This is a genomic window from Paraburkholderia tuberum STM678 (genome assembly GCF_902833905.1).
GTDB classification, from domain to species: domain Bacteria; phylum Pseudomonadota; class Gammaproteobacteria; order Burkholderiales; family Burkholderiaceae; genus Paraburkholderia; species Paraburkholderia tuberum.
The window spans coordinates 68,692-94,686 of sequence record NZ_CADFGP010000008.1 but is presented as its reverse complement, the minus strand read 5'-3'; the positions used below and the strand labels follow the sequence as shown (position 1 = coordinate 94,686).

Here is a 25,995-nt window from a genome sequence, read left to right as displayed (position 1 = left end):
GAGGGATCTGATGCGCTTCGAGACCATTCTGTACGACGTCAAGGACCGGGTAGCGACGATCACGCTGAACCGCCCGGAACACATGAACACCTGGAACGACCAGGTGGCGACCGAAGTGTACGAGGCGATGCAGGCGGCGGGCGCGGACCATGGCGTGCGCGTGATCGTTTTCACCGGCGCGGGCAAGGCGTTTTGCGCGGGCGGCGATATTCACAGCTTCGGCGGTGATCCCGCCGCGCTCATGACGAAGCTCCCGCGTCCGTTCGATATGCGCAAGCGCGCCGACTGGCAAACGCGCTGCTCTTACTACCCGGCCATTCCGAAGCCGGTGATCGCGATGCTCAACGGCGCCACCGTCGGCATTGGCCTGATCCACGCCCTTTTCTGCGACATCCGCTTTGCGTCCGAAGACGCGACCATCACGACGGCATTCGCGCGCCGCGGCCTGAGCGCGGAATACGGCATGGCCTGGATACTCGCGCGTCACGTCGGCCAGGCGCACGCGCTCGACCTGCTGCTGTCGGGACGCAAGATCAAGGGGCGCGAAGCCGAACGTATGGGACTCGTGAATCGGGCAATTCCGGCGGACAAGCTGGTCGAGGAGACCTATGCGTACGCGCGAGAAATGGCGGAGTACTGCTCGCCGCGCTCGATGCGCATCATGAAGGAGCAGGTCTGGGAGGTGCCGTTCCAGACGCCCCACGAGGCGGTGATACACGCCGGGTTGGACATGCCGATCGCCAACCAGTGCGATGACTACAAGGAAGGCATGGCGAGCTTTCTCGAGAAGCGCAAGCCCAACTTCACGGACTACTGAGCACACATAGGACTACCACCTCATGCTGAACTACGAAGTCGTCAAGAACTGGCCGATCGAAGATGTCACGCAGACATATAGCGAGCGCGACGTCATGCTGTATTCGCTGGGTCTCGGGTTGGGCGCAGACCCGCTGGACGCAGAACAGCTGCGCTACGTCTATGAAAAGGACCTGCAAGCGATGCCGACTTGCGCGGCCGCGTTCGCGTGGCCGAAATCGTGGATGCGCGATTCGCGTACGGGCATCGACTACCTGAAGCTCGTGCACGGTGAGCAGGACGTTCGCTTCATGCGCCCGATGCCGGTTGCAGCGACCATCGTCAGCAAGACGCGGGTGAGCCGCATCTCGGACAAGGGCGCGGGCAAGGGCGCGATCGTCGAGCTCAAGCGTGACATCATCGACGCCTCGACGGGCGAACAACTTGCCGAAGTCCGGCAGGTGTCCTTTCTGCGCGGCGACGGAGGGTTCAGCGCCGGGTCGGGCGCGAGCGACGCGCCGCCCGAAGCGCTTCCGGCTGTGCCGGAGCGCGCCCCGGACGCGGAATACGTGTTTTCGACCGGCGCGCATGCAGCGTTGATCTACCGCCTTTCGGGCGACGCCAATCCCCTGCACGCGGACCCGGAGGTGGCGTCGAAAGCCGGATTCAACCGGCCTATTCTTCACGGCCTCGCGACCTATGGCATGGCGGGTTACGCCGCGATTCGCACCTTCGCGGGCAACGACGCAAAGCGTCTGAAGCGACTCGCCTTGCGCCTGACCGCGCCGGTGTACCCCGGCGAAGAAGTGCGCTTCCAGTTCTGGCGGGACAGTGACACGCGTCTGCATCTGCGGGCGCGCGTCGACGCACGCGATGTGGTGGTGCTGAACAACGGAATCGTGGAGATTGCCTGAAACCGCGCCCGGCAGCGCCGACATGCTTTGCCGGGCCGCGACTGGAGCCTGAAATGAAACGACCCCCATGCTCACTGTTGTTCGCGGCCCCCCGGGGGGGCTTCAGCCTCCCTTGGGGGCGGCCCGGCGGGAGGCTGAAATGGACCTGAAAGAGAGTCCCGCCGACAAGGAATTTCGCGCCACGGTGCGCGAATTCGTAGCGACTCATTTGCCCGACGACATGCGTGAACGGGTGCTGAACTTCCGCCATGTGCCGCGCGAAGACTACGTGCGCTGGCAACGCATTCTGGCCGCGAAGGGATGGGGCGCACCTGCATGGCCCGCGCAATTCGGCGGCGCCGCCTGGAATGCCGCGCAGCGCAACATTTTCGACGAGGAATGCTTTACCGCCGGCGCGCCGCGCCAGATGCCGTTTGGCCTTTCGATGGTTGGACCTGTAATCCAGAAGTTCGGCACCGACGCGCAGCGCGAACGGTTCCTGCCGCGCATCATCTCGATGGAGGACTGGTGGTGTCAGGGTTACTCCGAGCCGGGTGCGGGTTCCGATCTGGCGTCGCTCAAGACGCGTGCGGACCGTGTCGAGCGCGACGGTCAACCGTTCTATGTCGTCAACGGCCAGAAGATCTGGACCTCGTTCGCCCAATGGGCGAACTGGATTTTCTGCCTGGTCCGCACGGATGGCAGCGGCCGCCCACAGGAAGGCATCTCGTTCCTGCTGATCGATATGTCCACGCCCGGCATTACGGTCAGACCCATCCGCACGCTTGACGGCGGCCACGACGTCAACGAAGTGTTCTTCGACAATGTGGCAGTGCCAGTGAGCAATCTCGTCGGCGAGGAGCATCGCGGCTGGTCGATCGCCAAGTATCTGCTCGGCCACGAGCGGACCAATATCGCCGGCCTCGGCAACTGCAAGCGTTTCATGCGACGTCTGAAGGAGATTGCCAGCACCGAGCGTAAGCACGGCAAGCCTCTCATCGAGGACGTTCGCTTTCGCGATCGCATCGCCAGGGTGGAAATCGATTTGATCGCGCACGAATGGTCGCTGCTGCGCGTCGTCTCAGCCGAAACTGCAGGACGTCCCATCGGACCGGAGGCTTCGGTGCTGAAAATCCGCGGTTCGGAGATTCAGCAGGAGCTTACGGAGCTGATCATGGAATGCGCAGGCCCCTATGCGGTGCCTTTTGTAAGCGAAGCGCTGGAGGCGCACTGGCGCGGCGAAACCGCGAACGGCGAGCTGCTCAACGCGCTGGCCGCGCACTACCTGGACTGGCGCAAGATTTCGATCTACGGCGGTTCGACTGAAGTGCAGAAAAACATCATCGCCAAGCAGGCGCTCGGCATCTGAGGACACGCCATGGACTTCACGCTGGTTGAAGAGGAACAGATGCTGGCCGACGTGGTCGGCCGTTTCGTCGAAAAGGAATACGACTTCGAGGCGAGGCGCCGTCTCGCCGCTACTCCCGAGGGCTGGTCGGCTGCGCACTGGACGACGCTGGCCGAAATGGGCGTGCTGGCACTGAACCTGCCGCAGGATCATGGCGGCCTTGGCACGGGGCCGGTCGAGACCATGCTCGTGATGGAGGCCTTCGGCCGTGGGCTCGTACTGGAGCCGTTTGTTTCGACGGCCGTGATCGGCGCGAAGCTGATCGGGCGCGCAGGACACGAGTCGCGCAAGGCGGAGTGGCTGGCCGGTATCGCCGACGGCAGCCTGAAGACCGCGCTGGCGACGCTCGAACCTGGTTCGCGTTTCGATTTGTGGACCGTTGCGACGAGGGCCGAGCCAACGCGTGACGGGTTCATCCTGAATGGACGCAAAGGCGTTGTACTGCACGGCGACAGCGCGGACATTCTGCTGGTTTCGGCGCGTACCGCAGGCGAGCAGACCGACAGGCACGGCATCACACTCTTCGCCGTCGATGCGCGAACGCAAGGCGTGAGCGTCAAAGGATTTCCGGCACTCGACGGGCAGCGTGTCGCCGAGGTAGTGCTGGACGACGTACACGTCGGTGTAACGGCTGTGATCGGCGCCATCGATCAGGGCTATGCCTTGCTCGAGTGGGCCGTCGATCAAGGCATTTTCGCGCTGTGCGCGGAAGCGGTCGGCGCGATGTCGCGGCTGAGCGATCTGACCTTTCAATACCTGCGCACGCGAAAGCAGTTTGGTTCGCCGATCGGCAAATTCCAGGCGCTGCAGCATCGCGCCGCCGATATTTTGACCGCGGTAGAGCAGGCGAAATCGATGGTCTTCTTTGCTGCCTCGAAACTTGGCGATGACGACGAGCTGGAAGCCCATCGTGCTGTGACTGCCGCAAAGGCACTGATTGGCCGTAGTGCACGCTTCGTCACTCAGCAAGCGGTGCAACTGCACGGCGGAATGGGCATGACGGACGAACTTGCGGTGGGGTGGTACGTGAAGCGGCTCACCTGCATCGACATGACCTGGGGAAACACCGAACACCATATCGAGCTGTACGGCGCGTTCCTGTAATTGCGGTAATCAGATGAAGAATGGTCCCGACCGCTCATACCGGTCGATTCGAAAGGAGACAACTAATGTCAGTAGCTGCTCATGGCGGGACTCCGGATCTGGCGCCAATTCCAGCGCACGTATTGCCTGAACGAGTGTTCGACATCGATATCTACAATCCGCCGGGTGCCGAAGACGACTACCATCTCTCGCTCAAGCAGTTGCACGCCGAAGGCATTCCCGACATTCTCTGGACACCCCGCAACGGCGGACACTGGATCGCGACGCGCGGCGATGACATCTATCACATCCTCAAGGACTACGAGAATTTCTCGTCGAAGCAGCTGACAGTGCCGCTCGTCGAGCATCAACCGTTGCCGCCGATCTTCTTCGATCCTCCGCAGCACACCGCCTATCGCGCGCTGATCGCGCCCGCGTTCATGCCGCAGGCAATCGGCAAGCTCGAGGAGAAGGCGCGCGAAATGGCGATCGAACTGATCGACGGCTTTTATCCTAAGGGCGAGGTGGAATTCGTATCGGGGTTTGCGCAGCATCTTCCGATCGGCATTTTCATGAACATGGTGGCGCTGCCCGCCGAGGATCGCGAGTACTTGCTCGGCCTCGCTGACAAGATGGTCCGCCCGGTCGATGCCAACGAGAAGCTCAAGGCGCTCGGTGCGATTTTTCAGTACCTGGGGGTGAAGATTGCGGAACGCCGCGCGAACCCGGGTGACGATCTCATCAGCAAGATTGTCCATTCGAAGATCGACGGGCGCGCGCTCACCGACGAAGAAGTGCGGGGGCTCTGTGGTCTCGTGCTGATTGGCGGCCTCGACACGGTTGCCTCGGCAATGGGCTTTATCGCGCGATTCCTCGCCGGGAGCCCGGCCCACCGCAAGCAGCTCATCGACAACCCCGAACTGACGCAGAAGGCCGTGGACGAGCTTCTGCGGCGCTTCCCGGTGGTCAATCAAGGGCGGCGGATCACACACGATTTCGAGTACAAGGGCGTGCAGATGAAGGCGGGTGACATGATCATCATGCCGACCACACTGCACGGTCTGGACGAGAGAAAGTTCGACGATCCGCTGAGCGTCGATTTCACTCGGCCCACGCCGATTCATTCGACGTTCGGCAATGGCGCGCATCGTTGTCCCGGCTCGTTCCTTGCGCGCGTGGAGTTGAAGGTTTTCCTTCAGGAATGGCTTAAGCGGATTCCCGATTTCCAGATCAAGCCTGGCGAGAAAGCGGGTGTCCACGGAGGTGTGAACGGCACGCTATACCACTTGCCTCTTGTCTGGGACGTGGTCCGCTGAGGATCGGTCACAATGGCCTGAGCTGGCCATTGTGACCATGTGCGTCTGTAGAAGGCGATCTGCGGCTCGGTGCGCCCGTCACATGGCGCGCCGACCGCTCCATCCGGGCGCGATTCTGGCACAAGAACCTGCCTTGTAGTTCTATGGAGATGCCTTGCTCAACGCTCGCCAGACGACCTTCATGGCGTGACGGAACGAGTCCGCATTCACTGTGTCCGCGCCGGACCGGCGAAGAAAGACGACCAGACCGTGCAGATGTGAAAGGAGCAGGGCGCCGCGCAACGTGCATTCTCCCGACGGCAAGGTTGGGTTGATCTGCGCGATCAGTTCCGCCAGGAGACCCTGAAAATCCGCAGTAGATTTCGCCATCAGGGCATGCAGAAAGGGCTCATGCTCTGCGAGGCTCCAGCATTCCAGCACAAAGGCGCTAACGCGGTTTCCGCCGCTCGCCGTCAGTACGGAGAACGCCTCGTCGACGATGACATCCAGTCGCGCTTCCGGTGGCCGGGATTTGTCTTGGGCGATCGCCCGATAGTGCTCGAAATAGCGATCCGTGTATGCCTCGATCGTGGCCCGCAATAGTTCTTCGCGGGTGCTGAAGTAGTGCTGCAAGGTCCTCAGTCGAATCCCTGCCTCGCTGGCAATGCGGCGTTGAGTGAAACCAGCGTTACCTTCGGATGCGAAGACCTCGATCGCCACTTCGATGATGGCGGGCACGCGGGTCGTTCTGTTCCCGCGCCGTTTGGGCCCGTCTGCTGCCGTGTTGCCGAGGTCTGCCGATGAGATGGTCAGGTCTTTCATCTGTTGTGCTCTCCTTGGCGTCTGCTGTCCTCGCGCTTGTTGCCAGTCCGGGATGTGTATCTGCGGGCTATACCCCGCCTGATAGGAACGGCGTTCGATCCTGATCGCGCAGCGCCGGCATTGATCTGATGATAGTCAGATGACGAATAAATATGCGTCTTCTGACTAATTAGCTTTTAGATAAAGTCTGATCCAGTCACTCGCGACATCACATATCCTACCCGAATAAAGGGTAGATTTGTCCATACCAGCATTTCCCCTGGTGTCATCTGGGCTTGATAATGGGTCGGCTGACTACTACTATTTGGTCAGTCGACACATTACGCCGGAACCCGACCATTCCCGCTGTATCGCAAGCCGAAGCAGCGGATTCGCAGGGTTTGGGGTTGGCCCGTTAGAGTCGCCAATTTGCGTTCGTGGTTGTGATGTCAGCAGCGCGCACAGGTCGTAGAAGGAGCTGGACATGAAGGTTGGGGAAGGTTCTTTGCGTTGGCTGATCGACAAGTGGATTGCGCCCACTGCAACCACCTCGGTGCACATCACCCGATGTACTTTCGCAAATTCAGGCCAAACGAGGTGTGTACTTGCGCGGTCGTCCGCCGCTGAGAACTCCCTCGCGATATTCTTCTTTCGGCACGACGACGGGGCATGGCGCGTGTTCCCGCCTCCTCCCCGCAAACCAGAAAGGCACTTCTACGCAGGAACGGGATAAGGGATTCGTCTGATCGCGGTCCATGACCAGCCTATACAAAAGGACTGCAAAGGAAACTGATCCGATCGCACAAGCTATTGATTCATCATCGGCTCGGACGGTTTTCCGAAAGCCATCCATGGTTTGCATCGTCAATCTGCGCAGTCGAATCGGACACCTCGCAAATGCAAGCGTCGCCACTGTCTCGTCAGCGTTACGCGGCCATGCGCGGACCGCTTCGAGTTCATCACCAAACTCAAATCCACGTTTACCCCGCGTTTTGAACGTCGTTCGGAAAATTGCATCACTTAGGGGTGAGCGAGCGTTGACAGTCGAGTTTCGAGCGTTTATCTTTCCGAACAGCATTCGCATTCTGGTGACGCTGTCGGAGGTATCCGAGGCGCGATGCTGACGAGGTAGGGAGACCGGTTTCGCTTCATTGCAAAAGTCTGCGGCAGTCCAACGGCCTGGGCCTTTTCTGCGGCAGCGCGACAAAGACAAGAGGAGACGCATGAAACAGAAGAGTCTAAAGCCAAGTGCGATCAGCCTTGGCGTGCACGCGACCTGCATCGCTGCAGCGTGCGGGTTGTGGAGCGCGAACGCCAACGCCTTCCACTTCGATGTGCCGAACCCGGACATCGACATGGAATGGGACAACACGGTGCGTGCGGACTACGGCATCCGGCTTCAGAACCCGAGCCACTTCTACACGAACAGCCCGACCTACGACGAAGGCGATCTATCGACGCCGAAGTTCAGCACGATCCAGTCGATGCTGAACCTCTACAGCGAATTCGATTTCAAGTACAAGGACACGTCCGGCTTCCGCATCAGTATGGACGCGTGGTACGACCCGACGTTCAAGAATCACAATACGAGCAATCCTGCATTTCCTCCGAACTATCCGAACAACGAGTACACCAGCTACATCAAGAAGTACTACCAGGGGCCGAGCGCGGAGCTGCGTGATGCGTTCGTGTTCCACACTTTTGACCTCGGTGGTCACTCTGTCAACGTCAAGCTCGGCCGGACGGCAGTCACTTGGGGGCAGTCGGCGTTTGCTACGCTGGGTGGCGCGAACTCGGTGGCCATCGGTCAGCAGCCGCTCGACCTGATGAAACTGACGCAGAGCCCGAGCGCTTCGCTCAAGGAAATCGTGTTGCCGACGGCTCAGGCCGACGTGACGACGAACATTACCGACACGTTCTCTCTCGGCGCGCAGTACACGTTCGAATGGAATCACGATCGGCTGCCTGAAGGCGGCACATATTTCGGCGGTGCCGATCCTATTCTTTACGGCCCTCCGATCGCCAGCTACCAAAACATTCCGGGGCTGGGTACATTCGCGATTCCGCGCATCGCGCCGACGAAAGGCCAGATCGGCGATATCGGCATCGACGGCAAGTGGCGTGTCGATTCGATCGCAACGACCTATGAATTTACGTACCGTCACTTCGCCATGAAGATGCCGTGGGCGGCGGTGCTACTCCCGGGTGCCGGACCCGAACTCTTCCCGGGCACCAACCTTCCCGGTGTTACGGCGAAGTACGGCAACGACGTGAACCTGATCGGCGCTGGCTTCAACAGTGCGATCGGCAGTTCGGCAGTGGCAGGCGAGCTGTCGTATCGCTGGAACATGCCACTCAATGCCGTCAACACGACGACGGTCAACGATGCGCCGACGGGTCGCACGCTGCACGGTCTGCTGAACGTCACGCAGTCGTTCGGCAAGACGCCCATGTGGGACAACATGTTCCTGCAGGCGGAATTCGCGTTCAACCAGCTCTTAAGCGTGCAATCGAATGCGCGGAATTTTGCCAACTCCAGTTATGACACCACGGGCCAATGCTCGGCATCGGGCAACTCCGCGTTTAACAACTGCTCGACGCGCTTCTGGGCCGGGATCGGCGTTGGTGCGAGCCCGCAGTGGTATCAGGTATTCCCTGGGGTTGATTTGACGATGCCGCTGTTCGTTAATCTGAATCTGAAGGGCTACTCATCTGTCATCGCGCCAGCGGCCGAAGCACAGGGGCAGAACACCTTCGTGGTCGGGCTTGATTTCACGATCTACAACAAGCATGAGGTGGACATTACCTACACCTACTACCTGAACAAGAAGGGGTACTCGACGGCGGGAGCCGCGACGGCGCTCGGTGCACCGTACAGCGACAAGTCGTGGATCGGCATCACCTATCAGACAACGTTTTGATGATGGAGGCACGTGTGAAAAGATTCCCAAAGCTTCTTAAGGCGCTGGCGATACTCGCCGCGGTTTGGGCCTCGCCGTATACGCTGGCAATCGAGAGTGGGATCACGCCGTTCGGCGCGGAAATTGCCGGCAACAAGGACGGCACGATTCCGGCATACACGGGGGGCATCAAGGACTTTCCGACCGGGTTCAAGGCCGACTCCGGAAAATGGGCCGACCCGTTTCCTGGTGAAAAGCCGGTTCTGCAAATCACGGCTCAGAACTATCAGCAATACGCCGACAAACTGAGCGCCGCCTCGATCGAGCTGTTCAAGCGCTATCCGACTTACCGGATGGACGTTTACCCGACGCACCGCTCGGTTTCGTATCCGGACTGGTATCTCCAGAACTCGGAAAAGGACGCGGAAAGTGCCAAGCTCGAAAAAAACGGCCTTTATATCGATGGGGCGTTCGGCGGCAAGCCGTTCCCGGTGCCGAAAAACGGTCAGGAGGCGCTGTGGGACTGGGAATTACGCTACGTCGGAACGGCCCAGAAAAACAACGTGAAGACGTGGCTCGTCGATTCGAGCGGCACGCCGATTCTTGCTGCGCAGTTCAAGAGTTCGCTGCTCTATCCGTATTTCGAGCCGAAGGACGAAGCGGAGTTTCGCAAGAAGGGCCCCCTCGCGATCTGGTATGAGGTATATAACGACTACGCGTCACCGGCCCGCCTGATTGGCGACACGACGCTCTTCTGGTACTTCACGGATTCGGCCGATCACGATCAGCAATCGTGGGAATACAACCCGGGCCAACGCCGCGTGCGCGTGGCGCCCGATCTCGCCTACGACACGCCGAACCCCGGCTATTCGGGCGCGATCACGATGGACGACATCCAGTTGTTCTACGGCAAGATCGATCGCTGGAACGCGAAGCTGGTCGGCAAGAAGGAAATGTACATTCCGTACAACGACTACAAGCAGCAGTACGACACGCCGGCCAGCAAGATCACCACGCCGCATTTCGTGAATCCCGATTATGTCCGGTGGGAACTGCACCGCGTATGGGTCGTGGATCTGACGCTCAAGCCGGGCGCGCGTCACATCTACAGCAGGAAGACGCTGTACTTCGACGAGGATGGCGGCGGGGGAATGATGGATGCCTACGACCAGTCCGGCAAGCTCTATCGCGCCGGCTTTGAGACCACGGTTCCAGCGTACGACTACAAGGTGCCGTATTCGCTCGGTAACTGGTTCTACGACTTCAACAGCGGCATTTATATCTTCGGCAGCCATCCGGCGGACTCGCCCGGGATTTTCTTCAACGTGAATTTCCCAAATGACTACTTCACGCCGGAGCGTATGCAATCCGCGGGTGTGCGCTAATTGCGGGCCGAGTTGAGGATGAGGTATTGAGTGATGCGTCCTGCCGGGCTTGCCTGGCGGGCACAAGGAAGGGCGCAGCACGTGCGCCGTGCCGGCTATGGCATGGCGCACAAAGAAGTTTTCATAAAAAGCTCAGGACTGTTCGCGTGATCGATCGCCAGTTACTGTGAAGGAGACACAATGCGCAAGACTCTGTTTCGTTGGCTGGCAATCGTCGCCGCGGCATGCGCCGCGAGCGGGTCGGTCTACGCCGAATTCGCCGACCCGATGCGCTCGCCCGCCGTCATCAACCCGCAGGCCGCGCATGAACCGCTGATGGCGCTGGCGCAGGCCGGACAGCGCCTGGTCGCGGTAGGTCCGCGCGGAGCAATTCTCGTATCGGACGACGCCGCCGTGCACTGGCGCCAGGTACAGGTGCCGGTGAGTTCCGATCTGGTGGCCGTTACGTTCAAGTCGGCCGCGCTGGGCTGGGCGGTCGGACACGACGGCGAGGTGCTCCATACCACCGACGGTGGCAATAGCTGGACGCGACAGCTCGACGGCCAGCAGGCGGCCAGGCTGATGAGCGAGTACTACGCGAAGCAACAGGGCGATTCACCTGATCTCAAGGCATCGCGCGAAGAGGCCCAGCGCTTTGAAGCAGACCAGGGAGGCCGTCCGTTTCTCGACGTCTGGTTCGATGACGAGCGTTCCGGCTGGGTCATCGGTTCGTTCAACATCATTTTTCATACCGACGACGGCGGCAAGAGCTGGGTGCCCTGGTTCGACCGCGTCGACAATCCCAACGCGTTGAACCTGCATGCGATGCGCCGTATCAACGGCACGCTTTATATAGCGGGCGAACAGGGGCTGCTGCTCAAGCTCGATCCCGACAAGCAGCGTTTCGTCGCGGTGCCTACGCCGTCGAAGGGTAGCTTCTTCGGTCTCGCTTCCACGCACAACGCGCTGATCGTCTACGGTCTGCTCGGCAACGCGTATCGCTCCACCGACGGCGGCGCGACGTGGGACAAGATCACGCTGCCGACCGGCGCGAGCATTCTCGCTTCGGCTGAACTGCCGAACGGTCACCTTATTCTCGCGACTCAGGCGGGCGAGCTGCTCGAGAGCGTCGACCAGGGGGCAACGTTTCATACACTCGGCGCGAGCCAGCCGGGCGGCATCTTCGCCATGGCGCTGCGCGGCGACACCGCGGTGCTGGCCGGTGCGGCCGGCCTGTCGCGGATCGCATTGTCGAAGTTGCACTAACGGGAGCAGACATGGCTGGCGGCAACAATGCCCAATTCGACAAGATGCCCGTGGTGGCGGATCTTGCCAGCTTCGATACGCGCTCGGGTAACGCGCTCGAGCGGTTGATCTTCAACCGGCGTCCGTGGCTCATCATCATCTGCGCGATCATCACGGCGGTGCTGGGATTTCAGGCGCTGCGGCTCGATGTGAATGCGAGCTTCGAGAAGATGATTCCGCTGTCGCATCCGTACATCAAAAACTACCTCGCCAACAAGGCGGATCTGAAAGGACTCGGCAATTCGCTGCGGATCGTCGTCGAGAATCCGTCGGGTGACATCTACGATCCGAAATATCTCGCGGCGCTGCGGCGTATCAACGACGCGTTGTTCCTGATTCCGGGCGTCGACCGGCCTGGCGTGAAGTCGCTCTGGATGCCGATCGTGCGCTGGAACGTGGTCACGGAGCGCGGCTTCGCAGGGGGACCGGTGATGCCGGACGGCTTCGACGGGTCCGCGCAGGCAGTCGAACAGCTGCGCACCAACGTTGCCCGCGCCAACATCGCGGGCAGCCTCGTGTCGAACGATCTGCATTCGAGCATGATCCAGCTGCCGCTGCTCGATCATTACGCCGATACCGGCAAGCCGCTCGACTACGCGAAGCTCTCGCACCGGATCGACGAGGTCATCAAAGCGGAGGGCCGCGGCGAGGTCCGGGTTCACGTGGTGGGCTTCGCGAAACTGATCGGCGACCTGATCGACGGACTCAAGCTGGTAGCGATGTACTTCGGCGTGGCCGCGGGGATCGCCCTCGTCGTGATCTTTCTCTATACGCGCTGCTATCGCAGCACGCTGCTGGTGGTGGGGTGTTCGCTGATTGCGGTGGTCTGGCAGCTCGGCATCATTCGCACGCTCGGCTATGTGCTGGACCCGTACTCGGTGCTCGTACCGTTTCTCGTTTTCGCGATCGGCGTCTCGCATGGCGCGCAGAAGATGAACGGGATCACGCAGGACATCGGGCGTGGCACGCATCGCTACGTGGCGGCGCGCTACACGTTCCGGCGGCTTTTCCTCGCCGGTCTCACGGCGTTGCTCGCGGACGTGGTTGGCTTTGCCGTGCTGATGGTGATCGACATTCCGGTAATCAAGGATCTGGCATTTACCGCGAGCGTTGGCGTCGGCGTGCTGGTCTTCACCAACCTGCTGCTGCTGCCGGTACTACTGTCATACATTGGTGTGAGTCCGTCGGCTGCGCGACGCAGCGTGCGTGGCGAGCAGAACGACGCGCGCGGCACCTCGTCGGCGGGCGCGCTGTGGAATCTGCTCGATCGCTTCACCGAGCGCCGCTGGGCTGTCGGTGCGATCGTTTGTGCGGCGGCGCTCACGGTGTTCGGCTGGTCGATCAGTCAGCACCTGCAGATCGGCGACCTCGATTCGGGCGCGCCGGAACTCAGGCCGGAGTCGCGTTATAACCTCGACAACGCGTACACCAACGCGCACTACGGTCTGTCGAGCGACCTGTTCGTCGTGATCGGCAAGTCGTCGCACCGCACCTGCGACGCCAACAACTTCCCGCTGGTGCTCGAGGCGGACCGGCTCGAAACCGCACTGCGGGGCGTGCCGGGGGTGCAGACCACCACCTCGGTCGGCGGTCTCGCGCGCTGGGTGACGGCCGGGTTCTACGAGGGCTACCCGAAGTGGTACACGATCGACCGCGTGCCTTCGATCGTGAACAAGACGGTGTGGCAGATCCTGCTCGATCATCCTGATCTGCTGAGCCAGACCTGCGGCACCGCACCGGTCATCGCCTATCTGACCGATCACAAAGCGGCGACGCTGTCGCGCGTGATGGAGGCTGCAGAGGCGTTCGCGAAAACCCATAGCGACGCCGATCATCAGTTCCTGATGGTCGCCGGGTCGGCGGGCATCGACGCGGTGACGAACGTCGTTGTTGCCAAGGCGAACCGCACGATGCTGTTGATGGTGTATGCAGCGGTGATCCTGCTGTGCTTCATCACGTTCCGCAACTGGCGCGCGGTCGTGGTGGCGGTCGTGCCGCTCGGGATCACGTCGGTGCTGTGCGAGGCGCTGATGGTCAAGCTCGGCATCGGCGTGAAGGTGGCAACGCTGCCGGTGATCGCGCTGGGCGTGGGCATCGGCGTCGACTATGCGCTCTATCTGCTGAGTGTGCAGCTCGCGTATCAGCGCGCTGGGCAGCCGCTGCGTGTAGCCTATCGGCACGCGGTGCAGTTCACCGGGAAGGTCGTGGCGCTGGTCGGTGTGACGTTGGCTGCCGGCGTCATAACGTGGGCGTTCTCGCCGATCAAGTTCCAGGCCGATATGGGCATCCTGCTCACGTTCATGTTCCTGTGGAACATGATCGGCGCGCTGATCCTCATTCCGGCGCTGTCGCATTTCCTGCTGCAAGGCATTTCGCGTAAAGCTGTGGCGAAGGGCGGCGCCGCCGGTTCCACGAAGGTCGAGGCCTGTAGCGGTGAGGCAACGCTGCGGTCGTGACTGCGAACGGGTGCCGCTCTTCAAGCGGCACCCTGGCAGGACAAAAGAATTGGCCGGCTATCTGTGGAGATAGCGGGCCGGTTTGCCTGCAGGTCACGCGGCGCGTTGGGGCGAACCGCTCGTTGCGCTACACCACGGACATCGAGAAGCTCAGGATCTCCGAGACCCCGCCGTCGACCATCAGCATTTGCCCATTCATGTAGGAACTCGCTTCGGAGGCGAGAAAAACCGCGACGCCGCCGAGTTCCTCGGGATTCCCCCAGCGTCCCACCGAGATATGCGAACGCACGATTTCCTTCATCCGCGGGTTGGACGTGACAGGCTCGGCCATTTCGGTGAGGAAGTAGCCGGGGCAGATGCCGTTGCAACGAATGCCGTGTCGGCCCAGTTCCGCGCCGAGCGATTTCGTCAGTCCGGCAATCGCGTGCTTGCTGGCCACGTATGCCTGCAGCTTCTCGCGACCGAGCACCGACACATAAGACCCGACGTTGATGATGCGTCCGTGTCCGCGTTCGATCATCTGGCGCGCAACTTCCTGCGCGAGCACGTAGGCGGCCGTAACGTTGGTATCCATCGTTCTTTGCCACATGTCGAGGTTCGACTGCAGAAAATCACTCCACTCGCAAATGCCGGCATTGTTGAGCAGGACGTCGATGCGTCCGTGGCGTGCAAGGACGTTGCGAACGCCGTTTCTGATTGCGCCCTGATCGGTGAGGTCGAACGGTTCGATATCGACGTCGCCGCCCGCTTTACGAATCGATTGCGCAGCGGTTTCGAGGCTCGCGCGCGAACGCGCGCACAGTATCACCGTCGCACCCGCTGCCGCCAGCGCGTCAGCCATGGCGAAACCGAGGCCGCGCGACGCGCCGGTGACGAGCGCAATCCGTCCTTCCAGTGAAAAGAGTTTCATAGTCTGACTCCGTGGATCATGCGAAGGCTGGTTACCGGTGGCGAATGACGATCTTGCCGAAATGCTGCTGGCTTTCGAGGTGCCGCAGCGCATCCGGTACGCGCGCAAAGTCATAAACCGAGTCGATGACGGGCTTGAGCTTGTGCAGTCCGATCGCGCGGTTCATCGCTTCGAAATCCTGACGGGAGCCGACGCGGATCGGCGCGATCGACAGTCCGCGCGTGAAGAATCCTTCGCCGGGAGAAGGGGCGCCGGTCAGCAGTCCGACCACGCTGATGCGCCCGCTGTCGCGAGTGGCGGCAATGGACTTGCCGAAGGTTTGGGCGCCGCCCACCTCGACGACCAGATCGACCCCAAAGCCATCGGTCAGGCGCAGCACGGCGTCATCCCAATTCGGCGTGTCGCGGTAGTTGATCGTGGCGTCGGCGCCGAGTTCGGCAAGCCGTTTGAGCTTCGCTTCGCTCGACGAAGTCGCGATCACGCGCGCGCCGAACAGACGGGCGAGTTGCAGAGCGAACAGCGATACCCCGCCAGAGCCCTGTACGAGCACGGTTTGGCCCGGCAGCAGCGGCGCATGCTGGCACAGCGCGTTCCATGCGGTGAGCGCGGCGCAAGGCAGCGTTGCGGCCTCCTCGTCGGAAAGATGATCCGGAACGCTAACCAGCTCTTCCTCGCTCAGCACCGCCTTGTCGCGCAGCATGCCTTCGACGATAGCGCCGCGGCCCAGCGTATCCGCGTGTTGCGGGCGGGTGCCGCCGTGCCAGTTCTGCGCGAAATTGGCCATCACCCGGTCGCCGGGTCGGAAGCGCTGCACGCCTGAGCCGACGGCAAGCACGACGCCCGCGCCGTCCGAGGCCGGAATGAAGTTAGGCGCCATCCAGTCGCGATACGCACCGTTGATCAGCAGCAACTCGCGGAAATTCAACGAACTCGCATTGACCTGTACCAGGACCTGATGAGCGTCGGGCGGCGCCGGATCGGGTTCCTCGCGCAATGCCAGACCCGCAATACCTTCAAACCGTTCACATCGATAGAGCTTCATTGGTCGTCTCCATGGTGTCGAACGAGGGCGTCGAATTGAGCGACAAGCGACGTTCTCCTCATTCTTCTCGTTGACAGCTACAAAAAGATGAGTTCAGAATATAGAACATTGTTCAACAAAGCGTTCGGAGCGTCAAATTGAAAATACTGGTCGCGGTGAAGCGCGTGATCGACTACAACGTGAAACCTCGGGTGAAGTCCGATGGTTCTGGCGTCGATCTGGCCAACGTGAAAATGGCCATGAACCCGTTCGATGAGATCGCGGTGGAGGAGGCGGTGCGCCTCAAGGAAGCGGGCGTGGCGAGTGAAGTCGTCGTGGTGTCGGCGGGAACCGCGCAATCGCAGGAGGTACTGCGTACGGCGCTCGCGATGGGGGCTGATCGCGCGGTGCTGGTGGAAAGCGATGCGGATCTGCAGCCGCTCGCGGTCGCCAAGCTGCTGGCCGCCGTGGCCGCGCGGGAGACTCCGCAACTGGTGCTGCTCGGCAAGCAGGCCATCGACAACGACTCGGGACAAACCGGCCAGAAGCTCGCCGCGTTGCTCGGCTGGCCGCAAGCCACGTTCGCGTTCAAGACGGAAGTGGACGGTCAACAACTACTCGTCACGCGTGAGATCGATGGCGGACTCGAACGTGTCGCGCTCGATCTGCCGGCGGTGGTCACGACGGACTTGCGTCTGAACAGTCCGCGCTACGTGACGCTGCCCAACATCATGAAAGCGAAGAAGAAGCCGCTGGAGACGCTGAGCCCCGACGCGCTGGGGGTCGACGTTGCGCCTCGTCTGAAGGTTCTCGAAGTGACCGAGCCGCCGGCGCGTAAGGGCGGCGTGATGGTTCCCGATGTTGCAGCGCTGATTGAAAAGCTTCGTAACGAAGCGAAGGTGATCTGATCATGACTATTCTCGTTATCGCCGAACACGACAACGCAAGCCTCAAGCGCGCCACGCTCAACGCCATCACGGCGGCGGGCGCTGCGGGCGGCGACATTCATGTACTGGTCGCAGGCCACGGCGCGTCGGCGGTGGTAGAGCAGGCCGCGAACGTTGCCGGCGTCGCCGAAGTGCTCGTCGCGGATGCACCCGAATACGCGCATGGGCTGCCGGAAAATCTGGCCGCACTCGTCGTTTCGCTGGCTAGCGGTTATACGCACGTGATCGCGGCCTCCACGGCCGTGGGCAAGAACTTCATGCCGCGGGTAGCCGCGCTGCTCGACAGCGCGCAGATTTCCGACGTGATCGCTTTCAAGGCCCCCGATGTGTTCGTGCGTCCGATCTACGCCGGCAATGCACTCGCCACGGTCCAATCGTCCGACGCAATCAAGGTCGTCACGATTCGTCCGACCGCCTTCGATGCGGCCGCGACCGGTTCGGCCGCCGCGCCGTCGCGCGCCGTCGCATCCGCAGCGTCTTTCGACAAGGCCCGTTTCGTCGGCCAGGAACTGACGAAATCGAGCCGGCCGGAGCTTGCGGCAGCCAACATCGTGGTGTCGGGAGGCCGAGGCATGCAGAACGGCGACAACTTCAAACTGCTCGACGCGCTCGCGGACAAGCTTGGCGCCGCGGTCGGCGCGTCGCGCGCCGCGGTCGACGCCGGCTTCGTGCCGAACGACTATCAGGTCGGCCAAACCGGCAAGATCGTCGCGCCTCAGTTGTATATCGCGGTGGGTATCTCGGGCGCGATTCAGCACCTCGCCGGTATGAAGGACTCGAAAGTCATCGTCGCGATCAACAAGGACAGCGAGGCGCCGATCTTTCAGGTGGCCGACTACGGTCTGAGCGCCGACCTTTTCGACGCTGTCCCGGCACTGACCGCGGCGCTCGATTGACGTTCGCCCGGATTGACACCGAGCAGAACGCTGTTCAAGATAATTGAACAGCTAGTTGCAATATGGCCGTCGACCGCGCGGCCGCCACATAAAAAGCGGGAACCGGTGCCTACGCCGGCCATATGACGAAGGAGATAACAATGGGTAACACCAGTCCCGATTCGTGTGAGCACACTGTCCGCCTCGATTTTGTCCCGAAGGACAGTTACCTGTCGAAGCAGTTTCTCGAGCGCGAGAAAGAGCGCCTCTGGCCGCGAATCTGGCAGGTCGCCTGCCGTCTGGAAGAGATTCCCAACGTGGGCGACTTCGTGACCTTCGACGTGGCCGGCGAATCGATCATCGTGGTGCGAACCGCGGGAGATCAGATCAAGGCCTTCTTCAACGTCTGCCAGCACCGTGGCCGGCGCCTGACTAATGGCTGTGGCAAGGCCGCGAAATTTCACTGCGCCTATCACGGCTGGCAGTGGAATCTGGATGGCAGTCTTGCGCGTGTGCTCGACAGGCAAGATTGGGAAGGTTGCCCGGACATGGCTGACGGGGACCTTCGTCTCACGGACGTGCTGGTCGATACGTGGGGCGGGTTCGTGTTCATCAATATGGATCCGGATGCAGAGCCGCTCGCGAAATTTCTCGACCCGGTGCCGGAGATCACGAACTGCTTCGAGTTTGAAAAGATGCGCTACCGCTGGTACAAGTCGATTCGTCTGCCGTGCAACTGGAAGGTTGCACTCGAAGCGTTCAACGAGGGTTATCACGTAGCGGCAACCCATCCGCAACTGCTCGACGTCGCCGGCGATGACGTGACGCGCAGTTTCTCCTATGGCCGCCATGGGATGTTTGGTTATTCGACGGCGACGCGGATGATCGGCGCGCCCTCACCGCGGACCGGCAAGCCGATGCCGGAAGACGTCCGCCAGGGGCTCGTGAACTTTTTCCGGGTAATGGAAGAGACTCTGAAGGCGATCAATACCGCGCGCGATTACGAAGCCGCGAAGCGCCTGATGACCGAAATGTCGCCGTCGGGTAACCAGTTCGAAGTCCTTGGGAAGGCGATGGAATTTCAGCGCGAGGCGGCCATCGCCGAGGGTGCGGGCTGGCCCGAGGTCTCTTTCGAGCAACTGGGTCGCGCGGGAGCGGACTGGCACGTCTTTCCGAATCTGGTGTTCCTGCCGTACCCGGACGGCGCGTTGTTCTATCGCGCGCGGCCGGATGGCGACAACCCGGATTCGTGCATCTACGACATCTGGTCGCTGCAGCGCTTCGCGCCTGGGGCGGAGCCGCCGTTGAAGCGCGAGTTCTATTACGGCGTGGACGACTGGAAGGAGAACGCGCAGGAGAACTTCGGCCTGATCCTGTGGCAGGACTTCCAGAACATGACCAACGTTCAGCAGGGCATGAAGTCGCGCGGCTTCAAGGGTTTGCGCACCAATCCGCTGCAGGAATCTTCGGTTTCGAACTTCCATCGCGCGCTGCGCGAATTCATCGCACGGGATGAGTGATGTCGACGAACTGGGACGCAACCTACGACTTCGTGGTGGTCGGCAGCGGCGGGGGTTCGATGTGTGCGGCGCTTGCCTGCAGGTCGGTCGGCAAAGAAGCACTGATCATCGAGAAGCAGGCGAAGGTCGGCGGCTCGACCGGATATTCGGGCGGGGTCTGGTGGCTTCCGAACAATCATGTGATGAAGCGTCACGGCGTCAGCGATTCCTATGAACGCGCGCGCCAGTACTTCGATGCGGCGGTTACCTATCAAGGGCCGGGGACTTCTGACGCGCGACGCGAGGCTTACTTGCGCACCGGCCCGAAGATGGCCGAGTTTCTCGAGCAGCAGGGGATGCAGTTCGTGTACGCGGACGGCTGGTCCGATTACTACGACACGCTGCCCGGCGGCGAGCCGCGTGGCCGGTCGCTGCTGGCCAGGTTGTTCGACGTGAAGGAACTGGGCGAATGGGCGCCGCGTCTGTCGCGCTACAAGGGCCCGTCGATGCCGGCCAACTCGGACGAGTATCCGCAACTGTTTCTGATGAAGCGGACGTGGGGCGGCAAGCGCAAGGCGATGCAACTGGGTGGCCGGATGCTCTATCAGAAGATCACCGGCAAGGAGCTCGTGGCCAACGGCGCGGCGATTCAGGGGCGCATGCTGCAGATGGCGCTGCGCGCGAACGTGCCGATCTGGACGGACACGCCGGTGCGCGAGTTCATCGTCGAGGACGGACGCGTGACCGGCATCGTCGCGGTACGCAGCGGCCGCGAGTTGCGCGTGCGCGCTCGCGAAGGCGTCCTGCTGAATACCGGCGGCTTTTCACACAACGCGGAAATGCGCCGCAGGTACCAGCCGCAGCCGTCGTCCGCGGACTGGACCAATGCGAATCCGGGCGATACCGGTGAAATCCTGCAAGCCGCGATTGCGCTCGGCGGCGCAGTGGACTGCATGGAGGAAGCGTGGTGGGTCGTGACGTCGCTCGGTCCCAACGAGGAATTGCCCGAAGGTGCACGGGCGCCGGATGGCTCGTCGTTGCCGTTCATGCATCACCTCGACCTGTCGCTGCCGTTTTCGATCATGGTCGACCAGGACGGCGAGCGCTTTTGCGACGAAGCGGGAGCGTACATGGAAATCGGTCAACGCATGTACCAGCGCCACAAGCAGACGGGTAAGGCCGTTCCCGCATGGGTCGTGATGGACAGCCGGCAGCGTAAGTACTACCCGTGGGGCACGGCGATGCCGGGCCAGATTCCGCAGAAGTGGCTCGACAGTGGATACATGATCAAGGCTGACACGCTCGAAGAACTGGCCGCGAAATGCAGTATCGACCGTGCTGGGCTGCTCGGGACCGTCAAGCGCTTCAACGGCTTCTGCGAAACGGGCGTCGACGAAGATTACGGTCGCGGCTCGCGCGCATTCGATCGCTGTCATGGAGACCCGACCATCAAACCGAACCCCAATCTCGGGCCGATCGAGGAGGGGCCGTTCTACGCCGTGCGCATGTATCCAGGGGATGTGGGCACGGCAGGCGGTCTCGTGACCGACGAATACGGGCGCGTGCTGAAGGACGATGGTTCGCAAATCCCTGGGCTGTACGCCACCGGCAACTGCACGGCATCCGTGGTTGGCCGGTGTTATCCGGGCGCCGGCAGCAGCATCGGCGCATCGTTCGTGTTCGGTTACATCGCGGCGCTGCATGCGAGCGGCGCGCAAAAGATCTGGTGACACAGGAGAGTGACGAATGAATGCCTATCAGCCGCCCAGCAGCGAAGTCCTGGTCGACATCTACAGGCGCATGGCTCTCATCAAGCAGAACGATGAGCGCTTTCGTGCCGTTATCAAGGCCGGCAAGCTGGTGATGCCGTACTACTCGCCGCGCGGCCAGGAAGTGATTCCGTCGGCGATGTCGGTGTGTCTCACCGACGACGACTACATCTGCACGATCTACCGCGGCGTCCATGACATGATCGCCAAAGGTGTGCCGCTCAAGGAACTCTGGGCCGAGCTCGGAGGGCGAGTGACGGGCACCTGCAAAGGCAAGGGCGGCCCGATGCACGTCACGCATCCCGCGTCGGGCGTCATGGTGACGACCGGCATTGTCGGCAGTTCGATGCCGATCGCAAATGGGCTTGCGCTCGCCGCGCAGATTCGTGGTGAATCGCGCGTGGCCGTGGCCTACTTCGGTGACGGCGCATCAAACATTGGCGCCTTCCACGAGTCGCTGAACATGGCGTCCGTGTGGAAGTTGCCGGTGATTTTCGTCTGCCAGAACAACGGCTATGCCGAGCACACCAAATACGCGTATGGCACGTCCGTGCCGAACATCGCCCAGCGCGCCGTCGCGTACCAGATGCCGGGCATCACGGTGAACGGCAACGATCCGATTCAGATGCACAAGGCGGCGCACGAAGCGGTCGAACGCGCGCGCAACGGCGGCGGCCCGACGCTGATCGAAGCGAACACGTTCCGCTTTCAGGGGCACGTGTTCGGCGACCCCGACGCCTATATGGACAAGCACGAAAAGGCCGCCTGGCTCGCGAAGGATCCGGTGCCGCTGTTCCGTCAGTGGCTCATCGATGCGAAGCATGCGACCGAGGAGCAACTGGTTGCGATGGAAGCCGACCACGAGGCGCAGATCGACGCTGCGGTCGAATTCACGCTGTCGAGCGAATATCCCGATGTCGCGGAGCTTCGGCGCGACATCTTCAAGGACGAGGTACTTGCATGAGCCAGCAGCCAACCAACATCAACACCATCCAGGCGGTCAACTTCGCGCTCGACGACGCGATGGCCGCCGACGCCAACGTAATCGTGCTGGGCGAAGACGTTGCCGACGGCCAGGAGGGCGGCATTGTCGGCGTAACGAAGGGACTGTCGTCGAAATACGGCACGTCGCGGGTGCGTTCGACGCCGATTTCGGAGCAGGCCATCATCGGTGCGGCAATCGGCGCTTCGATGGTCGGGATGCGTCCTGTGGCGGAAGTCATGCTGATGAACTTCACGACCGTCGCGATGGACATGATCGTGAATCACGCCGCGAAGCTGCGGTTCATGTCGGGCGGACAGACCCATGTGCCGATCGTCATCCGCACCATGACGGGTGCGGGCTTCGGCACGGGTGGTCAGCACGCCGACTACCTCGAGGCCTGGTTTGCGCACGTTGCCGGCATCAAGGTCGTCACACCGTCGAATCCTGCCGATGCGTATGGCCTGATGCTGTCCTGCATCCGTGATGACGACCCTTGCCTTTTCATCGAGAACATGCCGACCTACTGGAATCCGGGCAGTGCGCCGGAGCGCGGCGTGGCGATTCCGCTTGGCAAAGCCAACGTGATTCGCGCGGGTACCGACGTGACGGTGATCAGCTACAGCCGCCGCGTGCAGGAAGCCATGGCTGCTGCCGAAGTGCTGGCCAAAGATGGCGTCGCCTGCGAAGTGATCGATTTGCGCACCGTCTCTCCGTTGGATACCGAAACTATCCTGACTTCGGTTGCAAAAACCGGGCGCGCCGTTGTCGTGCACGAAGCCGTCAAACCGTTCGGCGTGGGTGCGGAAATCGCATCCCGTATCTACGAAGCCCTCTTTCGCGAGCTCAAGGCGCCCGTGCAGCGCGTAGGCGCGCAATTCTGCCCCGTGCCGTTCTCGAAGCCGCTCGAAGACGCGTTCGTACCGGGCGTGGCCGAAATCGAATCGGCGGTTCGCGCGACGCTGAAATGACCAGCACGAACACCCGGAATTCCATCATCAATAGAGCAAGGTCATGACCACACAAGTTCTGCTTCCCAAACTGGGCTTTTCCATGAACGAAGGCACGCTAGCCGAATGGCTGGCGGACGACGGCGCAACCGTGAGCGAAGGGCAGATTCTCTACGCGCTCGAAAGCGACAAATCGATTCAGGAGGTCGAGTCGCCCGCGTCGGGCACGCTGCGCATCGTTGCCCAGGTTGGCGAAGTGTATCCCGTCGGCACGGTGCTGGCGGAAATCGTCTGATTGGCCGTACGCCGTCACGCTGTCCAACAGTCGTTCGAAGAGGCATCCGCGATGAGTGTCGAATCCGTTGCTACGCGACCGCAGTCCAATGTGAATACCGGCCCCGGCGAGGCTGCAGTCCCCGCTTTCGGCGCGAATCTGCCGCCTTGGCCGCAGGTCGATTTCGCCGAATTCGGCGAGGTGGAAGTCAAGCCGGTGTCGCGCATCCAGAAGCTCACAGGAGCCTTCCTGTCGCGCAACTGGCTGACGATCCCGCATGTGACCCACCACGACGACGCTGATATTACGTCGCTCGAAAGTTATCGCAAGGCCCGTAACGAGGCGGGCACGGCGGTTAAGCTGACGCCGCTCGTCTTCCTTATCAAAGCCGTGGTGCGGGCTTTGCAGGAGTTCCCGCAATTCAACGCGTCGCTCGACGGTGACGGCAAAAACATCGTTCTGAAGAAGTACTTCCACATCGGGGTCGCCGTGGACACGCGCTTCGGATTGCTCGTGCCGGTGCTGCGCGATTGCGACAGGAAGAGCGTCGAAGAACTCTCGGTGGAACTTGCAGCAATTTCGCAGAAGGCTCGCGAAAAGGGTTTATCGATGGCAGAGATGTCGGGCGGTTGCTTTTCGATCAGTTCGCTCGGCGGCTTTGGCGGTACCGGTTTTACGCCTATCGTCAATGCGCCGGAGGTGGCGATTCTCGGCGTGACTAAAGCCCGGCTGGTAGCCGCGCCGGCGGACGACGGCGGCGTCAGCTGGCGCAAGATGCTGCCCCTGTCGCTCAGCTACGACCATCGAGTGATCAACGGAGCCGACGCGGCGCGGTTCGCCGCATTCATTGGAACCGTGTTGGCCGATCCGCAGACGCTCGCTGGCTAACAGTCGATCTGACAAAACAACGACAGGATTGAGATGAGAACCCTTGGCGAGATGATCGAGCGAAACGCTCGCTTGCATGCCGACCACACGGCGCTCGTGTACGCCGACCGGCGTCTGACGCACAGTCAGTTGGCGGAGCGCGCACGCCGCTTTTCGGGAGCGCTATATGAGCGCGGCCTGCGGCGTCAGGACCGGGTTGCGATCCTCGCGATGAATTGCGCGGAGTACTACGAGAGCTACCGTGCATGCGAATGGGCCGGCTTCATTCTGGCAACCGTCAATTTCAGGCTGGCCCCCGCGGAGATTCTTTATATTCTTAAGGACGCGGCCCCCAAGGCGCTCGTATTCGAGGCTCAGTATGCCGATGTCGTGAACGGACTGCGTTCGCAACTGCCCGAAATCGAGCAGTACATCTGCATTGGCGACGCACCGGATTGGGCCGTTTCGTTCGAGGCGGTGATGAAAGCCGGCCCCGTGGAAGGGCCGCCGATCCGTTCGAAACCGGAAGACTACGCGTACCTGATGTACACGAGCGGCACCACGGGGCGTCCCAAGGGCGTCGTGCGCACGCACCATGCCATGTGCGTCACCGCGGAAAGCTGCGCGCTGGTGACGGAGTTTTCGGGCAATACCCGCGTGCTACAGACGACCCCGGCGTTCCACGTCGGTGGAATTGGCTTCGTTAATTCGGTGGCCTGGATGGGCGGCACGACGGTCGTGCATCGCGCCTTCGAGCCGAAGCAAATGCTCGAGACGATCGCCGAAGAACGTATCACCTTCACGTTCATGGTTGCCGCGATGCTTCAGGCGGTCCTCGATGTGCCCGAACTGTCGAGCTATGACGTGTCCAGCATCGAAAACATCGTCACGGCGGCAGCCCCGGTGCCTGCACCGCTGCTGTCGCGCGGCATTCAGGTGCTCGGCCCGGTGTTTTCGGTCCAGTACGGCATGACCGAGAGCAACGCCTGCTGGTTGCCTGCGCACGAGGTCAGGCCCAAAGGGTCCCCGGAACAGGTACGGCGTCTCGCATCGGTGGGGCGCCCGTGCCCCGGCATCGAACTGCGCATCGTCGACGATCAAGGCAACGAGCTGCCGCAAGGCCAGACCGGCGAGGTCTGGCTGCGCTCGCAGACGCAGTTGAGCGGCTACTGGAACAACAGCGTGGCGACGGTGGAAGCACTGCGCGATGGCTGGTATCGCTCGGGCGACATGGGCTACCAGGACGAGGACGGCTACATTTTCCTCGTCGACCGCAAGAAGGACATGATCATTTCCGGCGGCGAGAACATCTACAGCCGTGAAGTCGAAGATGCGCTGCTCCAGCATCCGGCAGTCATCGACGTGGCGGTGATCGGCGCGCCGCACGAGAAGTGGGGAGAGTGCGTCAAGGCGATCGTCGTTTTGCGCCGTGGCGAGCAAGCGGGCGAAGCCGAATTGATCGAGTTCTGTCGCGGCTTGATCGCGAGCTACAAATGTCCGAAAGCGATTGCATTCATCGACGAATTGCCGAGGCTGCCGACGGGCAAGATCAGCAAGGTCAGTCTGCGCGCGCAGTTTGCCCGGTGAACGGCAATCGCCTC

At 61.7% G+C, this 25,995-nt stretch carries 21 protein-coding genes; 18 read left to right on the top strand and 3 right to left on the bottom strand.

Going from position 1 to position 25,995, the window contains the following annotated elements; all coding sequences use genetic code 11:
* Window positions 1–10 precede the first annotated feature (10 nt).
* The 5 genes from HWY30_RS09025 to HWY30_RS09005 all read left to right on the top strand — a co-directional run bounded on the left by HWY30_RS09025 (window position 11) and on the right by HWY30_RS09005 (window position 5,495).
* Window positions 11–817: an enoyl-CoA hydratase gene (locus tag HWY30_RS09025; protein WP_090808781.1), complete on the top strand. Its 807-nt coding sequence runs from the start codon at window positions 11–13 to the stop codon at window positions 815–817.
* 22 nt (window positions 818–839) lie between these two features.
* Window positions 840–1,709 (top strand): MaoC/PaaZ C-terminal domain-containing protein, encoded by an 870-nt coding sequence (locus tag HWY30_RS09020; protein WP_090808783.1) that lies wholly within the window; start codon window positions 840–842, stop codon window positions 1,707–1,709.
* 139 nt (window positions 1,710–1,848) lie between these two features.
* Window positions 1,849–3,057 (top strand): acyl-CoA dehydrogenase family protein, encoded by a 1,209-nt coding sequence (locus HWY30_RS09015; protein WP_090808786.1) that lies wholly within the window; start codon window positions 1,849–1,851, stop codon window positions 3,055–3,057.
* Between the two features lie 9 nt (window positions 3,058–3,066).
* Window positions 3,067–4,200 (top strand): acyl-CoA dehydrogenase family protein, encoded by a 1,134-nt coding sequence (locus HWY30_RS09010; protein WP_090808788.1) that lies wholly within the window; start codon window positions 3,067–3,069, stop codon window positions 4,198–4,200.
* A 65-nt stretch (window positions 4,201–4,265) separates the two neighbouring features.
* Complete coding sequence (locus HWY30_RS09005) at window positions 4,266–5,495, top strand: cytochrome P450 (protein ID WP_090808791.1); 1,230 nt, start codon at window positions 4,266–4,268, stop codon at window positions 5,493–5,495.
* A 141-nt stretch (window positions 5,496–5,636) separates the two neighbouring features.
* Here the strand turns inward: HWY30_RS09005 and HWY30_RS09000 are convergent, their stop codons facing one another.
* Window positions 5,637–6,296, bottom strand: a complete 660-nt coding sequence (locus HWY30_RS09000) for a TetR/AcrR family transcriptional regulator (protein WP_090808793.1) — start codon at window positions 6,294–6,296, stop codon at window positions 5,637–5,639.
* A 1,202-nt stretch (window positions 6,297–7,498) separates the two neighbouring features.
* Between HWY30_RS09000 and HWY30_RS08995 the strand changes: the two genes are divergently transcribed.
* From HWY30_RS08995 to HWY30_RS08980, 4 genes are all read left to right on the top strand, one after another.
* Entirely contained in the window at window positions 7,499–9,196 is a 1,698-nt protein-coding gene (locus tag HWY30_RS08995; RefSeq protein WP_244144842.1) for a DUF1302 domain-containing protein, read from the top strand.
* A gap of 14 nt (window positions 9,197–9,210) precedes the next feature.
* Window positions 9,211–10,560 carry a DUF1329 domain-containing protein gene (locus HWY30_RS08990; protein ID WP_090810376.1) on the top strand — a complete coding sequence of 450 codons (1,350 nt, stop codon included), beginning with the start codon at window positions 9,211–9,213 and terminating at the stop codon, window positions 10,558–10,560.
* Window positions 10,561–10,740: 180 nt separating this feature from the next.
* Window positions 10,741–11,805 carry a WD40/YVTN/BNR-like repeat-containing protein gene (locus HWY30_RS08985; RefSeq protein WP_090808800.1) on the top strand — a complete coding sequence of 355 codons (1,065 nt, stop codon included), beginning with the start codon at window positions 10,741–10,743 and terminating at the stop codon, window positions 11,803–11,805.
* Window positions 11,806–11,816: 11 nt separating this feature from the next.
* Complete coding sequence (locus HWY30_RS08980; RefSeq protein ID WP_090808802.1) at window positions 11,817–14,300, top strand: efflux RND transporter permease subunit; 2,484 nt, start codon at window positions 11,817–11,819, stop codon at window positions 14,298–14,300.
* A gap of 127 nt (window positions 14,301–14,427) precedes the next feature.
* On the opposite strand, the gene HWY30_RS08975 is transcribed toward HWY30_RS08980, so the two are convergent.
* Together HWY30_RS08975 and HWY30_RS08970 are read right to left on the bottom strand one after the other, a co-directional pair.
* Window positions 14,428–15,210, bottom strand: coding sequence for a glucose 1-dehydrogenase (locus tag HWY30_RS08975; protein WP_090808804.1), 783 nt, complete (start codon window positions 15,208–15,210; stop codon window positions 14,428–14,430).
* A 31-nt stretch (window positions 15,211–15,241) separates the two neighbouring features.
* Entirely contained in the window at window positions 15,242–16,252 is a 1,011-nt protein-coding gene (locus tag HWY30_RS08970; RefSeq protein WP_090808806.1) for a zinc-dependent alcohol dehydrogenase family protein, read from the bottom strand.
* 137 nt (window positions 16,253–16,389) lie between these two features.
* Here HWY30_RS08970 and HWY30_RS08965 point away from each other — a divergent pair, with 137 nt between their 5' ends.
* From HWY30_RS08965 to HWY30_RS08925, 9 genes are all read left to right on the top strand, one after another.
* The gene (locus HWY30_RS08965) at window positions 16,390–17,139 is read left to right on the top strand and encodes an electron transfer flavoprotein subunit beta/FixA family protein (RefSeq protein ID WP_090808808.1); all 750 of its coding nucleotides are present in this window, start codon (window positions 16,390–16,392) and stop codon (window positions 17,137–17,139) included.
* A 2-nt stretch (window positions 17,140–17,141) separates the two neighbouring features.
* Entirely contained in the window at window positions 17,142–18,074 is a 933-nt protein-coding gene (locus HWY30_RS08960; protein WP_090808810.1) for an electron transfer flavoprotein subunit alpha/FixB family protein, read from the top strand.
* A gap of 140 nt (window positions 18,075–18,214) precedes the next feature.
* Window positions 18,215–19,573 carry an aromatic ring-hydroxylating oxygenase subunit alpha gene (locus tag HWY30_RS08955; RefSeq protein WP_090808811.1) on the top strand — a complete coding sequence of 453 codons (1,359 nt, stop codon included), beginning with the start codon at window positions 18,215–18,217 and terminating at the stop codon, window positions 19,571–19,573.
* Window positions 19,573–21,282 carry an FAD-binding protein gene (locus tag HWY30_RS08950; RefSeq protein ID WP_090808814.1) on the top strand — a complete coding sequence of 570 codons (1,710 nt, stop codon included), beginning with the start codon at window positions 19,573–19,575 and terminating at the stop codon, window positions 21,280–21,282. The genes HWY30_RS08955 and HWY30_RS08950 overlap by 1 nt, the downstream gene beginning before the upstream one ends.
* A 16-nt stretch (window positions 21,283–21,298) precedes the next feature.
* The gene (locus tag HWY30_RS08945) at window positions 21,299–22,285 is read left to right on the top strand and encodes a thiamine pyrophosphate-dependent dehydrogenase E1 component subunit alpha (RefSeq protein ID WP_090808816.1); all 987 of its coding nucleotides are present in this window, start codon (window positions 21,299–21,301) and stop codon (window positions 22,283–22,285) included.
* Complete coding sequence (locus HWY30_RS08940) at window positions 22,282–23,274, top strand: alpha-ketoacid dehydrogenase subunit beta (protein ID WP_090808818.1); 993 nt, start codon at window positions 22,282–22,284, stop codon at window positions 23,272–23,274. Before HWY30_RS08945 ends, HWY30_RS08940 begins: the two co-directional genes overlap by 4 nt.
* A gap of 43 nt (window positions 23,275–23,317) precedes the next feature.
* Complete coding sequence (locus tag HWY30_RS08935; RefSeq protein ID WP_018425497.1) at window positions 23,318–23,548, top strand: biotin/lipoyl-containing protein; 231 nt, start codon at window positions 23,318–23,320, stop codon at window positions 23,546–23,548.
* A gap of 51 nt (window positions 23,549–23,599) precedes the next feature.
* Complete coding sequence (locus tag HWY30_RS08930) at window positions 23,600–24,415, top strand: 2-oxo acid dehydrogenase subunit E2 (protein WP_090810378.1); 816 nt, start codon at window positions 23,600–23,602, stop codon at window positions 24,413–24,415.
* A gap of 33 nt (window positions 24,416–24,448) precedes the next feature.
* A complete protein-coding gene (locus tag HWY30_RS08925; RefSeq protein ID WP_090808820.1) occupies window positions 24,449–25,981 on the top strand; it encodes a class I adenylate-forming enzyme family protein in 1,533 nt (510 codons plus the stop codon).
* Window positions 25,982–25,995 lie beyond the last annotated feature (14 nt).